The following is a 15063-nucleotide window of genomic DNA, read 5'->3' as shown; positions in this document are numbered from 1 at the left end:
GTCGCGGCCTACACTCGGTCGTCATGTCGGTCCTCCTGCGACTGCACGGCGTGCGCCCGGCCGAGGTGTCGGCCCGGTGTTCGGCGACCGCCGAGCTCATGGCGTGCCTGCACGTGCTGGCGGAACCGGGCCACCACCCGGACCGGGGCACGTGGGTGCGCAGGGTGCTCGCCGACCTGCCGGGACCGGCGGCGGCGGAGTGCGTCGCGTTCGCCCCGCTGTGGGCCCGGTTCCGCACCCGGCTGATGCTGCCGCTCGCGCCGGGAGATTCCGGCGATCTGGAGGCCGAGCTCGCCCAGATCGCGGATCTCGACCTCGGCGTGTTCATCCAGATGGCCGGAATGGCCATCTTCGGGCTCCGGCAGAACTTCGCCTGGCCGCTGGACGACGCCGCCGGCGCGCAGGCGTTCGTCCGGGCGTGCGGGGAACGGTCCACGCGGCGTGGCGTGCTGGCCGGTGAGCTCGTGGCGGATCCGGAGAGGTTCCGCGCCCGCTTGCTCGGGCTGCTGCACGTGGCGTCGGAGACGTTCTTCGGGGTGCTGTGGCGCCGGTTGCGGCCCGCTCTCGAACGCTCGGCCGAGCGGGTCGAGGCGTCGTTGCGCACGGAGCCGTTGCCCTTGGTCGTCGGGTCGCTCTCGCCCAACGCCGTCATCGACGTCGCCGAGCACACGGTCGAGTTCAGCAAGCTCCAGCAGGCGGCAGTGACGGTGCGCGGGCGTGGGCTGGTGCTCGTGCCCTCCCACTTCGGGCATCCGCACCTGCTGGTCAAAGACGACAAGCTGAAGAACTGGCCGCAGCAGCCGCCGGTCGTCGTGCAGTACCCCGCCGAGCAGCACGGGCCGCGGGGAGCGGACACCCTCGACAAGATCCGGGAGCGGATGCTCGTGCTCACCGACGCCGGTCGCCTGGAGATCTGCCGGCACCTGATCAACGAGCAGTGCACCACCACCGAACTGGCCTGGCGGACGGGGATGACGCAGCCGCAGGTGTCCCGTCACCTGCGGCGCCTGCGCGAGGTCGGGCTGGTCGTCTCGGCACGGCACGGGCGCACCGTGCAGCACCGCATCCAGACCAGCAGGCTCTACGGCATCGGCTACGACCTGGTCTCCGGCATCGTCGGCTGACCATTACCGCACCCCCGGTAACTCACGGCTCCCCGGCACGGGGACGGACGCATACTTGGCGCCACTCGCCGCCCGACGTCCCCAGGAGTGCCGATGAAGACGCTTCGCCAGCTGCTCGCCGCAGCGCTCGTGGTGTCCACAGTGGCCGGATGCGCCGCGAAGGCCACTGTGGACACGACCACCCCTCGCCGCGGTGGGGAGCTCGTGATCGCGAGCATGCCCACCGCGCTGGACCCCGTGTACTCGACGCTGCGGAGCAACTGGCTGGCCGCCGCGACGATGTGCGAGGGGCTCTGGGAGAACGACGCCCGCATGGGCGTGCACAACGGGCTGGCCCAGGACTACGAGTACGACGGCGCCACCACCTACACCGTCCGCCTGCGCGGGGGCGTCACGTTCCACGACGGCTCGCCGTTGCGCGCGGAGGACGTCGTCGCGTCACTGCGGCGGTACGCTGGAAGCAGCCCCGGCGCGACCTTCGGCAAGATCCTCGGCACCGTCTCCGCCGCCGATGACCTGACCGTCGTCATCGAGCTCAAGCAGCCCAGCTCCGCGGTTCCCGCGCTGCTGTCCACTCCGGACACCGCCGCCTACGTCATGCCCGCGCGGCTCGTGGCGGACGTGCCGCCGAACAAGCCGTTGCCGCGCATCGTCTGCACAGGTCCGTACCAGCTGCGCGAGTTCGTGCCCGATCGCCAGGTGATCCTCGACCGCTTCGACGGCTACCAGGCCCGCGCCGAACCGCCGGACGGCGCCAGCGGGGCGAAGACCGCCTACGCCGACCGCGTCAAGTTCGTGCCCTACAACGACTCCAACGTCCTGAACCAGCTGAGGACCGACGCCGTCGACATCGCGCCGTCGGGTCCTTTGATGGACCAGCTGCCGAGCTACCGGCGGGACGACAAGCTGAACCCGGTCGTCGTGCCGGGCGGCCAGTTCCGGCTCGTGCAGTTCAACCTCAAACAGGGGCCAGCGACGAACCTCGCGTTGCGGCAGGCGGTTCAGCGCGCGCTCGACCCTAAGCAGATCGCCCTGCAGAGCCTCGGTTCCACCGAGAACTTCCTCGACGACTCCGGCATGTTCCTGGAGACCTCTCCGTGGCATTCGACCGCGGGCAGCCAGATCTACCGGGCGGCCCCGGACGTCGAGGGCGCCAGGAAGGCGCTGGCAAAGGCGGGCTACGACGGCACGCCGCTGCGGGTGCTGTACCGGCCCAGCCGCGACCCGCACGCCGAACTGATCCGTCAGCAACTCGCCGCCGCCGGGATCACCGTCGCGCTCCAGGCCACCGACGAGACCAGCTTCACCTCGCGCCGCGCAGACCCCGCGCAGTGGGACATGTTCCTCGCCACCGGCACCAGCTACTCCGACCCGTTGACGGTGGTGTTCTTCAGCTCCGGCTTCCCCGGCTGGTGGAACACCCCGGCGAAGAACGCGCTCATGAACCGCATCCTCTCCGGCGCGGACGAACCCGCCCGGCAGGCCGCGTGGACCGAGCTGCAGGAGCTCGTCTGGACCGACCTGCCGTTCGTGAAGCTCGGTTTCGAGGGGAACCTCGCCGTCACCAGCACGCGCATCGGAGGGTTCGCTCCGGCGCTCGGCACGGTCCGCGGCTTCTACAACGTCTGGCTCGGTCGTTAGCTCTCATGCGAAGGAATACCATGCTGCGACAACGTTTCCGAGACCTGATGCGCGACCGGACCGCGATGGCGGGCGCGGCGCTGCTCGGGCTGATGGTCGTGCTCGCCCTGCTGGCCCCGCTGCTCGGTGGCGACCCCTACCGCGTCGATCCCACCAGCACGTTGCGCCCGCCCGGCGCGAGTCACTGGTTCGGCACCGACGAGAAGGGCCGCGATCTCTGGACGATGGTGGTCCACGGCGCCCGCACGTCCCTGGGCATCGGCGCCGTCACCACCGCCCTCGCCGTTCTCACCGGCTACGTGCTGGGGGTGCTGTGCGGGTACTTCCGCTGGGTCGACGCCGTGGTGATGCGGGTGGTGGACGGCCTGATGTCGTTCCCCTCGATCGTGCTGGTGATCAGCCTGGTCGGGGTGCTGGGCGACGGCGTCGCCACGATGATCACCGGGCTGACCGTCGTGCTGATCCCGATGGTGACCCGCGTCGTGCGCGGTGCGGCGCTGGCGGTGAAGGCGATGCCGATGGTGGAGTCGACGACCTCGCTGGGGTCGCGGACGAGCTGGGTGCTGCTGCGCTACGTCGCGCCGGAGGCGTTGTCGGTGACGATCGTGCAGGCGGCGCTGGCGTTCTCGGTGACCGTGCTGTCCGTGGCGGCGCTGAGCTTCCTCGGCATCGGGCTGCCTCCCGACGTGCCGAGCTGGGGCACCAGTCTGTCGGCGGCCCAGCAGTACTTCTACTCGGCCTGGTGGATCGGGGTGTTCCCGGGCCTCGCGATCGTGCTGACCGTGCTCGGGCTCGTGCTGCTCGGCGACGGCCTCCGCGACGTGTTCGACCCCCGGTCGGCGAGGAAGTGAGAACCCCGTGACCAACTACCTCCTCAAGCGCCTCGGTGCGCTGCTGCCCACCGTCGCCGTCCCGATGGTGCTCCTGTTCGTCATGCTGCGACTGGCGCCGGGCGACCCGGCGGCGGCCATCGCGGGCGACGCCGCGACCTCGGAGGAGATCGCGGAGGTCCGGACCAGGCTCGGCCTGGACGCCTCGCTGTGGGACCAGTTCCTCACCTGGCTCGGCAGGGTCGTGCGGCTCGACTTCGGGAACTCGCTCTTCGCGGACCAGGCGGTGTCCGGCCTCGTGGCCGAGCACGCGCTGGTCACGGTGCAGCTCACCGTCCTCGCACTCGCCGTGGCCGTGCTGATCGGCCCGGCACTCGGCATCGCGGCGGGCACCCGCAGGCACGGTCTGCTCGACCGGGTGCTGGTCTTCGGGTCGTCGGTCGGCATCGCGTTGCCGAGCTTCTGGCTCGCCGTCCTGCTGATCGCGGTGTTCGGGGTGGTGTGGCAGGTCTTCCCGGTGGCGGGGTACGTCTCGTTCGCCGAGGACCCCCTGCTGTTCCTGCACCACCTGGCGTTGCCGGCGATCTCGCTGGGACTGCTGGAGGCGGCCACATTGTTCCGGTACAGCCGGGCGGGGGTGCTGGACTCGCTGCACCAGCCGTTCGTGACGACCGCGCGGTCGATGGGACTGCCCGAACGCACGGTGATCCGCAAGTACGTCTTCCGCGCGGCGGTGGTGCCGATGGTGACCGTCGTCGGTCTGACCACCGGCTCGCTGATGGGCGGCGCCGTGGTCACCGAGTCGATCTTCTCGATCCCCGGTCTGGGGCAATTGCTGCTCACCGCGGTGCAACGCCGCGACTACCCGGTGATCGAGGGCTGCATCTTCTTCATCGCCGTGGTCTACGTCCTGCTCAACCTCGTGATCGACCTGCTCTATTCGCTGCTCGACCCGCGCATCCGCTACTGAGGAGCCGACGTGCACACCACAACAGAGCCAGTACTGCGCGTGTCCGGGCTCTCGGCGCGCATCGGAGACCTCCCGCTGGTCAGGGACGTCGGTTTCGAAGTCCGTCGTGGACGGACGCTCGCCGTCGTCGGCGAGTCCGGATCGGGCAAGAGCATCACCGCCGCCGCCGTGATGGGCATCCTGCCTCCGCAGATCAAGGCGGAGGGCTCGGTGTTCTTCGACGGCACGGAGCTGCTCGGCGAGCCGGCGAGACGACGCCGTGCCCGTGGGGGAGCGGAGATCGGGTACGTGTTCCAGGAACCGATGAGCGCCCTGCACCCGTTGCTGCGCATAGGAACCCAGATGATCCGTCCACTGCGCCACCACCTCGGGCTGAGTCGCGGGCAGGCCCGTGACCGTGCTCTGGAACTGCTGGAGCAGGTAGGCCTGGGCGGTGAACGGAAGGTGCTCGACGCCTACGTGCACGAGCTGTCCGGCGGCATGCGGCAACGCGTCATGATCGCCATGGCGATCTCGTGCGGTCCCCGGTTGCTGCTGGCCGACGAACCGACCACAGCGCTCGATCCCACCGTGCAGCAACAGATCCTGCGGCTGCTCGTGCGGCTGCGCGAGGAGCTCGATCTCGCCCTCGTGCTGATCAGTCACGACCTCGGCCTGGTCGCCCGCTACAGCGACGAGGTGCTGGTGATGTACGACGGACGGGTCGTCGAACAAGGTCCCACCGCGCAGATCATCGCGCAGCCCGAACAGCCGTACACCCGCGCGCTGATCGACGCGGCGCCCCGGCTCGGCCGCCGGGTCGACCGGCTGCCGACGATCGACCGCGCGGTGCTGGACCAGACCCGCGCGATGGCGGGAGGCGCGTGATGGACGTGGTGCTGGACCTCGACGGTGTCGGCAAGGACTTCTCCTCCGGACCGTTCTTCGCGCGGCGCCGCACAGCCGCCGTCACCGAGGTGAGCCTCCGGGTGCACGCGGGTCAGACCGTCGGCCTGGTGGGGGAGTCGGGCAGCGGCAAGTCGACGCTCGGCCGCATGGCGGTCGGCCTGCTGACGCCGGACCGCGGCCGGGTGACCGTGCACGGACAGCCCCTGACCTCGTTGACACCGAAGAAGATGCGCCCGTTCCGGCGGAGGATGCAGATGGTCTTCCAGGACTCGTCCAACTCGCTCAACCCCCGGATGACCCTGGAGGACCTGCTCGTCGAACCGTTCCGGGCGCAGGACCTGCACACCCGCGCCGAACGCCGGAACCGTGCCGCCGCGCTCGCCGACGAGGTCGGGCTCGCCCGCACCGGACTCGGCAGGCTGCCGCACGAGTTCTCCGGTGGCCAGCGGCAGCGGATCTCCATCGCCAGGGCCCTCGCGCTCGAACCGGACCTCCTCGTCGCCGACGAACCCGTCTCCGCCCTCGACGTCTCGGTCCAGGCGCAGATCCTGAACCTGTTCAAGGACATCCAGCAGGCGCGGGGCTTCGCGATGCTGTTCGTCTCCCACGACATGGCGGTGGTCGAGTTCATCAGCGACCAGGTCGCCGTGATGCGCGCCGGGGCACTGGTCGAGTTCGGCACCCGTGACGAGATCTTCGACTCCCCGCGCGAGCCCTACACCCGAACCCTGCTCGACGCCGCACCTTCCCTGTGACGGCACAGATGAAAGGACCTGCATGACCGTCCACGCGGCCATCGTCACCGGCCCGCACCCCGACGTTCCCGGCTCCCGCGCCGTCGTGCTGGAGCCCTACGGCACCGACCGGCTGGCGCGCTACGACTACGTCCAGGAGGAGTACCTCGTCTCCGGCACGGCCGCCGGAACCCCCTACGGCACCAGGATCCTGATCCGCCGCCCGGCCGACCCGGCCCGGTTCAGCGGCACCGTGATCGCCGAGGCGAGCCACATCTGGGGCGGCACGTCGGTGTGGCGTGCGATCAACCGGTTCGTCATGCGGGGCAACCACGTCTGGGTCGAGATCGACTCGCAGGCGCCCTCGGCGATGGGGCTGATCGCGGGCGCCGACCCGGACCGCTACCGCACGTTCACGTTCGCGGAAAGCCCGCTCTCCCAGCAGTTCGCCGCCACCATCCCGTTCTCGCCGGACGCGGACTACGCCGACGTGGTGCAGGAGTACGACAGGTTCATGCGGCAGTGGTGGGACGCGACACCGCAGTCGCCGGAGATCCTGGCCCAGGTCTCCGCCGCGCTGCGCGAAGGTCTGCCCGGCAGCGGAATCAAGGCCCAGAAGGTCTACCTCGGCGGCATTTCGCAGACCGGCGGCGTCGTGCGCGAGTTCATCCGCCACCACCACGACCGGCTGCGGCTGCCCGGCGACGCGCCCGCGTTCGACGGCTACCTGCCGGGAGCGTCCGGCGGCCCCGCCCTGCCCGACGTCGACGTCCCGGTGATCGAGGTGCTGGGCGAGGCCGAGTTCCAGAGCGTCCGCCGGCGCTGCGGGGTCGGCGGGCAGGTGCGCGGGCTGAGCCACCGCCGTGCCGACAGCGCGAGCTTCCGCCTGTACGAGGTGGCCGGCATGGCCCACCGGGAGACCAGGGAGATGTCCGCCGCGGACCGCGCACGGCTCGCCGGATGCCCGTTGCCGTCCGGCGCGAGGTGGAGCACCTTCCCGAACAGCCACGTCCACCACACGGTGTGGCAGGCGCTGCTGGACTGGTCGGACACCGGCCGGGCACCGGTGGCGAGCAAGGTGCTCGCCACCGAGGGGGACACCGACGAGATCCTGCGCGACGAGCACGGCAACGCGCTCGGTGGCTGGCGCACCACCTACGTGGACGTGCCCACGTCCACCCTGACCGCCGCGACCCCGCTCGGCCGCCCCAGCTGGTACCACGGCAACGAGATCCCCTTTGATCCCAGCACGTTCGAGCAGCTGTACGGCGACGTCGAGAGGTGGCGGCGGAGGGTCGCGGACCGGCTGGAGCAGTACCTGCGGGAGCAGACCTACCTGCCGATCGACGCCGAGGAGTTGCGGCGCCTGGATGTTCCGGTGTCGTCCTAGCGGTCGACCTGACCGGTCCAGGTCCCGATCGCCTCCAGCAGGTGATCGATCATCGCGTCGGTGACCGGGCGGCGCTCGAACATGGTCCGGAAGACCAGAGGGCCGATGATGATCGCCGGGGCGTCGAGGAGGTCGGCCGACGGCTGGAGCTCGCCGGTCCGGGTCGCCGAGTCGAGGGCTGTGCCGAGCTGGCCGCTGATCGTGGCGATGAGTTGCTCGCGTCGTGCAGCCGCGTCGGGTTCGTCCGGTGGTCCGTGGAACAGCGCCGCGGTGACCGCCTGCACCTCGGGCAGGGCGAGTTCATCGGCGAGTGTGCGCATCTGCCGCGCCAGCCACGGGCGGACGGGCGGGACGGGGTCTCGGAAGAACGGCATCCGGACCCCGGCCATCGTGTCGTCGAGCAGCATTCTCGGCTGTGGCCAATGGCGGTACACGGTCGCACGCCCGACTCCCGCGCGTTTGGCGACGTTCTGGTGGGTGACCGCGGCCGGACCGTCCTCACGGAGGAGTTCTCGTGCCGCGGAGAGGATCGCCTCGCGGCTGCGGGTGATGCGGGGGTCGGTGGAGTCGGCCATGGCGCCATCTTATGAGACAACTTGACTCAGAAGCACGCGGGACGGCAGAGTGGAACTTATGAGACACAGTGACTCAGAAGTTTCCCGGTTGGTGGTCCTCGGGGCGAGCGGTGGCACCGGACGGGCTGTCGTCGACGTCGCGCTGCGAGCCGGGCACGCCGTCACGGCCGTTGTGCGCCGCAGCGACGCGATTCCGCCCGCGCCGGGCCTGACCGTGGCGGTGCTGCCCGTGCTGGCCGATCTGGTCCACGTCGTCGCGGGTCACGAGGCGGTCATCAGCGCGCTCGGCACCAACGACCGCGGCCCGTCCACGGTCTGCTCGGACGGCATCCGCGCCACGTTGCTCGCGATGAAGGAGACGGACGTGCGCCGCCTCGTCGCCGTCAGCGCACACGGTGCGGCGGAGAGCCGTGACCGGTCGCTGTACTCCCTGCTGCTCTGGGCGTCGGTCAAGCACAAGATGCGGGACAAGGAGGTGATGGAGGCGCTCATCCGGCAGTCCGACGTGGACTGGACGATCGTCCGGCCGCCCGCGCTGAAGGACACCCCGGCGACCGGCGGCTACCGCACGGGCAACGATCTGCGCGTCACCGTGACTTCCTCGGTGTCGCGCGCCGACCTGGCCGACTTCCTCGTGCGAGAGGCCGTGCGACCGGCGTTCGTCCGCCAGACCCCCGGGATCGCCGCATGAACGTCCACAGTGGCCGGACCGGCCTGAGCGGCCAGGTCGCGCTGGTGACCGGTGGTGCCGGCGGAATGGGCAGGGTCATCACCGCGGAACTGGTCCGCGCCGGCGCCCACGTCGTCATCACGAGCCGCGACGCGGAACGGGGAGAAGCCCTGCGGCGCGAGCTCGGCGCTGACCGGGTGGAGGTGCTCACCGGCGACCTGGGCGTCCGCCGCGACCTGCACCGGCTCGCCGCCGAGTTCTCGCGCCGCCACGACAGGCTGCACCTGCTGATCAACAACGCCGGGGCGCACTACCGCGACCGGCGGCTGACCGCCGACGGCGTGGAGGCGCACCTGGCCGTGAACCACCTGGCCGGGTTCACGCTCACCTACCTCCTGCACGACCGGCTCCAGGCCGCCGCGCCCAGCCGTGTCGTCAACGTCGTCTCGGCGACCATGTCCGACACCCGCTCGGTGCCGCTGCCCGGCAGGCCCCGGCCCGTCTCGCTCGACCTCCACGGCGTCACCGACCTGCGTGAGCTCAACCCCGCCGAGGGCTTCGCCCCGTTCACCGCCTACGCGCGGGCCAAGTTGCTGAGCACGATCTGCGGCTACGTCTTCGCCGACCGGTGGCACGACGAGGGCGTGACGGTGAACGCCGTGCACCCCGGGATCGTGAGCACGAGCATCGTCGACGACATCACGCCCGCCGCGCTCAGACCCTTCCGGTCACTGATTCACAGTCGTCTGCTGACACCGGAAGCCGGTGCGGAGGCGGCACTGCGTCTGGCCACGGACCCCGGCCTCGCGACCGTGACGGGCCGTTACTACGTGCGGGACAAGGAGGAACGGTCGCCCGGCGTCTCCTACGACCCCGCCACGCGAGCCAAGGCCTGGCAACTCAGCGCCGACTGGGCAGAACTGGACGGATGAGTTCGGTGCTGGGGAACGATCAGAACTGTCGGTACCCCGCGTTACGGTGCCGCCGTGAATCCCAGGAACGTGAAGATCCTCGACCAGATCCGCTCCGAGGCGCTCGCGCGGAAGATCCCGGAACCCGATGTGGAGCGGTGGATGGAGCTCGTCCGCCCCTCCGCACTCCTGGCGCTGGACGGGGACGGGCCGGTCGTGGGCCGGTTCGGCGGTCCGATCATGCTGCCCGCCGATGTCGGGACGCAGGAGTACCCGTTGGTCGCCACCATCGACTGCGCCGCCCTTCCGCGGGAAGCGACGGATCTTCCGCTGCCGGCCGACGGCAGGCTGCTGTTCTTCGGCTATCCGGAAGAGCACGGCATGGGCGAGGTCGTGTACGTGCCGGAAGGCGCGGCCGTCGTGGAACGGGAGCTGGATCCTTCGTCCTATCCGGCCTGCGGTGATGATTTCGCGGAGAACCACGACGAGTTCCCGCAGGGCGACATCCACCTGACGGCCGACGTGTCCCTGCCCTTCGTCGGCACGGTCGCCGCGCCGTCACCCGTCTACCTCGTGCCGATGCCGGGGCATCCCCATTCCGAGGCGCTGGCTCGGGTGTGGGCGGACCAGTGGGGCGGGGCGACCCTGGTGCTGGGCGGGTACGGCACGGACTGCAACGGGAGTGACGCGACCGAGATCGCCGTCCTCTGCGCCGCCGCCGAGGAGAAGGCGGAGCGGTGGCCCGGCCCTGGCACGCCGTCGTCCGACGCCGGCGACTGGGTCCTGTTGCTGGAGTTCAACGTCCACCGGTCAGGCGGAGGCGCCGCCATCTTCTGGGTGATCCAGCGAGAAGACCTGATCGCACAACGCTTCGACCGCACCCAGGTCCTCGTGGACTGGAATCCCTGAGTCCGACTTCGTTGGGCACAGCTTTCGTCCATTGTGGACGCGATCGCGCTCTCCGGAGGCAGGCGCGAGCGCGAGTGAGGAGGCCTCCACTCGCGCTCGCACCGGCTGCTCAGCTCACACGCAGGCGTAGAACCGCGTCAGGCTTTCCTGCGGGAACCACTCGTTGACCGCGCAGTGGTAGACCCTGCCGGTGGCTTCCTCGTGGATGTCGACGTACTCGGAGTACCAGGCGTCGGACTCCCGGCCGCCCTTGCCCAGGCTGATGTAGCCGATGGTGCCGAACGACGGGTGCCGGTGCGGGCCGGACGTCCACGTCTCGCCGCGGCGGAAGTCCCTGTCGACCTGCATCGGGCCGGAGTTGCCCTCGGTGCCGAACATCGTCACCCGGACGGCGTCCTCGGTGTCCGCGTTCGGCAGGTTGCCGGTGCGGAAGGTGAGGTAGTAGGTGCTGATGCCGTCGGCCGAGGCGGGTACGACCGTCGTGAGCGTGCCGAGGACGGCCAGTGCTGCGCAGAGCAGCACACTGCGGATCTTCATCTTCTCTCTTCCTGTCGACGAAAACCGTGACACCGATACGGTCGCGGGGGACGGTGGTCGTTCAGTGGTCGTCCGGCGGCCGCCTAAGCTGGCGATCATGACGAAGCGCCAGTGGACCGCCGACGACCTTCCCGACCTCACCGGTCGCACCGTCGTGGTGACCGGTGCGGGCAGCGGGGTGGGCCGTGGCACGGCGACCGCCTTCGCCGCGGCAGGGGCGCGCACGGTGCTCGCGGTGCGCGACGTCGCCGCGGGGGAGCGGGCCGCGGCCGCCATGTCCGGCACCACCGAGGTCCGCGAACTGGACCTGGCGAACCTGGCGTCGGTGCGCGCGTTCGCCGAGGGCTGGCAGGGCACTCTCGACGTCCTGGTCAACAACGCCGGGGTGGCGATGACCCCGTTCGGCCGCACGGCGGACGGGTTCGAGCTGCAGTTCGGCACCAACCACCTCGGCCACTTCGCGCTGACCAACCTGCTGCTGCCCTCGATGACCGGTCGCGTGGTGACCGTGGCCTCCGGCGCGCACAAGGCGGGCGTGCTCGATCTCGACGACCTCGACCTCGCCCGTTCCGGCTACACCCCGGTGAAGGGCTACGGCCGGTCGAAGCTGGCGAACCTGCTGTTCACCCTGGAACTGGAACGGCGCTGCCGCGAGGCCGGGTCGTCCGTGCGCGCGCTGTCCGCGCACCCCGGCTACTCGGCGACGAACCTGGGCACCAAGGGCCGCAACCCTCATCTGGTCAAGATCGTGCACGTGGCCGGGCGTTACCTCGCGCAGACCGAGGCGCAGGGCGCGCTGCCGTCGTTGTACGCGGCGACCCAGGACCTGCCGGGCGCCAGTTACGTCGGCCCGGACGGACGGTTCGAGCTGCACGGCCATCCCGCGCTGGTCGGCCGGTCGGCGGCGGCCAGTGACCCGGTGCTGGCGCGGCGGCTGTGGGAGGCGTCGGAGCGGCTCACCGGCGTGAGTTTCCCGCCGGCCGCGAAGTCCTGAGCCCGGTCACGACACTCCGATGAGGACAGAAAAAGGTGACCCCGCGCCGCGCTCTCGCGGTACGGGGCCACCTGGGTGGAGGAGTCCGGGCGGCTCGCTGTTCGTTGCGCCCGTGCGCTTGGTGGCGTCAGTTGAGCCGGCCACCGTGGAGTCGGCTTGACGGTGCGAGCGGTCGGCCGGACGTGCTCCTGCTGTTCACCGTTTCCACGCATCACCTGCCTTCCGTGACGGAGGGGAGCGCTGCCGAGCCGCTCTGCCGATCGGGACGCGGTCCTGTCCGTGCGGCCGGACCACGTTCCGGTACGGCGTCGAAGGGATCGGCCGGCGTGGAGCCGGGGAAAGCGGTGGCTCTCCCCAGCTCGCTTCGATGATCGCGTCGAACTCGGCGCGCACCAGGTCCTCGTCCTCGCACATCAGCGCGAGGAACTCCTCGTCCAACGTCCGCGCGACCACGACCACTCCCGGTCAGGCGTCGATCTGCTTCACGTCCTGCTCGGTGTTCGTGATCGCGATCTTGCGTGGCTTCGCCTTCTCCAGCACCGGAATGCGCAGGGTCAGCACACCCGCGTCGTAGGCGGCCTGGATGCGTTCGGTGTCGAGTGTGTCGCCGAGGAACAGCTGGCGGGAGAACACGCCCAGCGGTCGTTCCGCGACCTGCATCTCGGCGTTGTCGCCCGTGATGGTCGGCCTGCGCTCCGCCTTGACGGTCAGCACGTTGCGTTCGACGTCCAGCTCGATCGCGTCCGCGGACACGCCCGGCAGGTCGAACGCCACCACGAACTCGTCGCCCGCGCGGTAGGCGTCCATCGGCATCGCCGTGGGCCGTGACCACGTGCCCGGCCCGGTGAACACCTGCTGTGCCAAGCGGTCCAGCTCCCGGAACGGGTCAGTGCGCATCAACATCCGGCACCTCCTCGATGTTTTCGACTGCTGTCAACGCGCACCACTGTTGTAGCATGTCGTCGGAACGATGACAAGACGAATGTCGTCGAAAGGATGACAACATGGCGATCGGCGACTACGAGGCGCTCCGTGCGGCCACGAGCGCGGACGCGGACCTCAGCACGACCCAGGTGCTGGCCGCGCTGGTCCTGCTGCGCGAGTTGCGGGCCGAGCTGACGGACTGGGAACCCCAGCTGATCGCCGCCGCCAGAGAGCTCGGCACGAGCTGGGCGGAGCTGGCGCCCGCGCTGGGGGTGGCCAGCCGCCAGGCCGCGGAACGCCGCTACCTGCGCCTGCGACCGTCCGATCTGGACGGTGCGACCGGGGACGAGCGCGTGCAGGCCGAACGTGACCGTCGTGCGGGTGATCGCGCGATATCGCGGTGGGCACGGGACAACTCCGGTTCGCTGCGCAGCCTCGCCGGACACGTCGGCGAGGTGGATCCGGCCGTTCGCGAGGCTCTGTCGGAGAACGACGCCGCTCGGTTGCTCGGCCCGCTGGCGGACGCCCACGACCAGGTCCGCACGACGGACCCCGCGCTGGCCGACCGGATCGCGGCGGTCACCGCGCAGACCGACCAGGTGCGCCGCGACACCCAGAACCGCAGGGCAGGGCTCGAGTAGCCGTGGGCTTCACACGTGGGTGTGAGAGGGCTTGTCGTTGCGGCGCCGAGCTTTCTGCCGCCGTTTCCGGTCGAGCAGCCACATGACGGGCGACGCCGAGAGTCCGTGCACCAGGATCGAGCCGATCACGACGAGCGCGACGACCCGCCAGAGCGCGTCCTGTTCCGCGAACCGCCCTGCCTGCAGGGCGTAGACGAGGTAGAACAGCGACCCGACGCCGCGTACACCGAAGAACGAGATGACGGCTCGTTCGCGAGGGCCTGAACTGCCTCCGAGCAGGCCGATCCAGCCGGCCAGTGGTCGCACCACCAGGAGGACCGCGGCGGCCACGCCGATCTCGGCCCACGTGGTGCCGGACAGCAGGCCGGTGGCCGCGGCGCCGCCCAGCAGGAAGACGATCACCACGGTCAGCATGCGCTCGGCCTGCTCGACGTACTGGTGCAGGACCTGGTGGTAGCCGTGGCGGTGTTCGCCGGCACGGATCGCGCACGCGCACACGAAGACGGCGACGAACCCGTAGCCGTTGATCAGCTCGGTGACCCCGTAGGCGAGGAACGTCGCCGCGAGGGCCACGAATCCCTCCGCGTGCTCGGCCAGGCGGAACTTCTCCGACGGAGCCGAGAAGAACAGCTTGCCGAGCGCCCAGCCGATGAGCAGGCCGACGGCCAGCCCGGCGAACAGCCGCCAGAGCACGTCCACCGCGAGCCAGTGGCCGAGCCATTCCGAGGGCGCGGCTCCGGCGAGGCTGATCGCGATGGCGGCGTAGGTGAACGGGAAGGCCAGACCGTCGTTGAGACCGGCCTCGGAGGTGAGCGCGAACCGTGCCTCGTCCTCGTCGGACTCCGGGTTCTCCGCGGGTTCGCCGACCTGCACCTCGCCTGCCAGCACGGGATCAGTCGGGGCGAGGGAGGCCGCGAGCAGAACGGAGGCCGCGACGCCGAGACCGAGCGCGCCCCAGCCGAGCAGGCCGACGCCGAGCATCGACAACGGCATGGTGATGGCGAGCAGACGCCAGGTGCTCGCCCAGCCGCGCAGGCTCACCACGCGGTTGAGCGCGAGGCCCGCGCCCATCAGCGAGATGATCACGCAGATCTCGGTCAGGTGCAGCAGCAGGCCGCTGTGTTCGACGGGATCGGGTGCGGGCAGCGGCTCGACGAAGGAGAACGTCAGCGCGCCCGCGCCGAGGAAGAGCATCGGCATGGAGATCGGTGCGCGGTCGAGCAACCGGGGCAGGAGAGCGGCGGCCAGCGTCGCCAGGCCCGCGCCGGTGTACAACAGGGGGCCTGGATCCACTGTGTGCCTCTCGTTCGACCCTTGGACCGGGC

Annotated in this window: 17 protein-coding genes; 12 read left to right on the top strand and 5 right to left on the bottom strand. The window is 70.4% G+C overall.

The features are described from left to right. The first annotated feature begins 23 nt into the window (after positions 1-23). The 7 genes from SK854_RS34895 (at position 24) to SK854_RS34865 (ending at position 7577) form a co-directional block, all read left to right on the top strand. Positions 24-1124, top strand: coding sequence for an ArsR/SmtB family transcription factor (locus SK854_RS34895; RefSeq protein WP_319979396.1), 1101 nt, complete (start codon positions 24-26; stop codon positions 1122-1124). 93 nt (positions 1125-1217) lie between these two features. Further along, the gene (locus SK854_RS34890) at positions 1218-2765 is read left to right on the top strand and encodes an ABC transporter substrate-binding protein (RefSeq protein ID WP_319979395.1); all 1548 of its coding nucleotides are present in this window, start codon (positions 1218-1220) and stop codon (positions 2763-2765) included. 20 nt (positions 2766-2785) lie between these two features. Beyond that, positions 2786-3616 (top strand): ABC transporter permease, encoded by an 831-nt coding sequence (locus SK854_RS34885; RefSeq protein WP_319979394.1) that lies wholly within the window; start codon positions 2786-2788, stop codon positions 3614-3616. A gap of 7 nt (positions 3617-3623) precedes the next feature. Continuing rightward, the gene (locus tag SK854_RS34880; protein WP_319979393.1) at positions 3624-4565 is read left to right on the top strand and encodes an ABC transporter permease; all 942 of its coding nucleotides are present in this window, start codon (positions 3624-3626) and stop codon (positions 4563-4565) included. A 9-nt stretch (positions 4566-4574) separates the two neighbouring features. Next, positions 4575-5432 (top strand): ABC transporter ATP-binding protein, encoded by an 858-nt coding sequence (locus SK854_RS34875; RefSeq protein WP_319979392.1) that lies wholly within the window; start codon positions 4575-4577, stop codon positions 5430-5432. Beyond that, a complete protein-coding gene (locus tag SK854_RS34870; RefSeq protein ID WP_319979391.1) occupies positions 5432-6208 on the top strand; it encodes an ATP-binding cassette domain-containing protein in 777 nt (258 codons plus the stop codon). The genes SK854_RS34875 and SK854_RS34870 overlap by 1 nt, the downstream gene beginning before the upstream one ends. A 22-nt stretch (positions 6209-6230) precedes the next feature. Continuing rightward, on the top strand, positions 6231-7577 hold the full coding sequence (locus SK854_RS34865; protein WP_319979390.1) for an alpha/beta hydrolase domain-containing protein: 1347 nt from the start codon (positions 6231-6233) through the stop codon (positions 7575-7577). On the opposite strand, the gene SK854_RS34860 is transcribed toward SK854_RS34865, so the two are convergent. Continuing rightward, the gene (locus SK854_RS34860; protein ID WP_319979389.1) at positions 7574-8152 is read right to left on the bottom strand and encodes a TetR/AcrR family transcriptional regulator; all 579 of its coding nucleotides are present in this window, start codon (positions 8150-8152) and stop codon (positions 7574-7576) included. The two genes, SK854_RS34865 and SK854_RS34860, sit on opposite strands and share 4 nt — an antisense overlap. A gap of 58 nt (positions 8153-8210) precedes the next feature. Here SK854_RS34860 and SK854_RS34855 point away from each other — a divergent pair, with 58 nt between their 5' ends. Genes SK854_RS34855 through SK854_RS34845 form a run of 3 tightly spaced genes read left to right on the top strand, consistent with a single transcriptional unit; the run spans position 8211 to position 10642 of the window. Further along, complete coding sequence (locus SK854_RS34855) at positions 8211-8843, top strand: NAD(P)-dependent oxidoreductase (protein WP_319979388.1); 633 nt, start codon at positions 8211-8213, stop codon at positions 8841-8843. Then, positions 8840-9754: an SDR family NAD(P)-dependent oxidoreductase gene (locus SK854_RS34850; protein ID WP_319979387.1), complete on the top strand. Its 915-nt coding sequence runs from the start codon at positions 8840-8842 to the stop codon at positions 9752-9754. Before SK854_RS34855 ends, SK854_RS34850 begins: the two co-directional genes overlap by 4 nt. Before the next feature lie 54 nt (positions 9755-9808). Next, positions 9809-10642 (top strand): DUF1963 domain-containing protein, encoded by an 834-nt coding sequence (locus SK854_RS34845; RefSeq protein WP_319979386.1) that lies wholly within the window; start codon positions 9809-9811, stop codon positions 10640-10642. Positions 10643-10756: 114 nt separating this feature from the next. On the opposite strand, the gene SK854_RS34840 is transcribed toward SK854_RS34845, so the two are convergent. Continuing rightward, positions 10757-11179 (bottom strand): PLAT/LH2 domain-containing protein, encoded by a 423-nt coding sequence (locus SK854_RS34840; RefSeq protein WP_319979385.1) that lies wholly within the window; start codon positions 11177-11179, stop codon positions 10757-10759. Between the two features lie 97 nt (positions 11180-11276). Here SK854_RS34840 and SK854_RS34835 point away from each other — a divergent pair, with 97 nt between their 5' ends. After that, positions 11277-12173 carry an oxidoreductase gene (locus SK854_RS34835; protein WP_319979384.1) on the top strand — a complete coding sequence of 299 codons (897 nt, stop codon included), beginning with the start codon at positions 11277-11279 and terminating at the stop codon, positions 12171-12173. A gap of 195 nt (positions 12174-12368) precedes the next feature. Here the strand turns inward: SK854_RS34835 and SK854_RS34830 are convergent, their stop codons facing one another. Together SK854_RS34830 and SK854_RS34825 are read right to left on the bottom strand one after the other, a co-directional pair. Then, on the bottom strand, positions 12369-12626 hold the full coding sequence (locus SK854_RS34830; protein ID WP_319979383.1) for a hypothetical protein: 258 nt from the start codon (positions 12624-12626) through the stop codon (positions 12369-12371). A gap of 12 nt (positions 12627-12638) precedes the next feature. Beyond that, positions 12639-13076, bottom strand: a complete 438-nt coding sequence (locus SK854_RS34825) for an Hsp20/alpha crystallin family protein (protein ID WP_319979382.1) — start codon at positions 13074-13076, stop codon at positions 12639-12641. Positions 13077-13177: 101 nt separating this feature from the next. On the opposite strand from SK854_RS34825, the gene SK854_RS34820 reads away from it, so the two are divergent. After that, positions 13178-13738 (top strand): hypothetical protein, encoded by a 561-nt coding sequence (locus tag SK854_RS34820; RefSeq protein WP_319979381.1) that lies wholly within the window; start codon positions 13178-13180, stop codon positions 13736-13738. Positions 13739-13747: 9 nt separating this feature from the next. Here the strand turns inward: SK854_RS34820 and SK854_RS34815 are convergent, their stop codons facing one another. Further along, positions 13748-15031 (bottom strand): cation:proton antiporter, encoded by a 1284-nt coding sequence (locus SK854_RS34815; RefSeq protein WP_319979380.1) that lies wholly within the window; start codon positions 15029-15031, stop codon positions 13748-13750. Positions 15032-15063: the final 32 nt, after the last annotated feature.

This window comes from Lentzea sokolovensis (assembly GCF_033949975.1).
Classification (GTDB): Bacteria; Actinomycetota; Actinomycetes; order Mycobacteriales; family Pseudonocardiaceae; genus Lentzea; species Lentzea sokolovensis.
The sequence above is the reverse complement of the archived record's forward strand: the minus strand, read 5'-3'. Positions and strand labels throughout refer to the sequence as shown.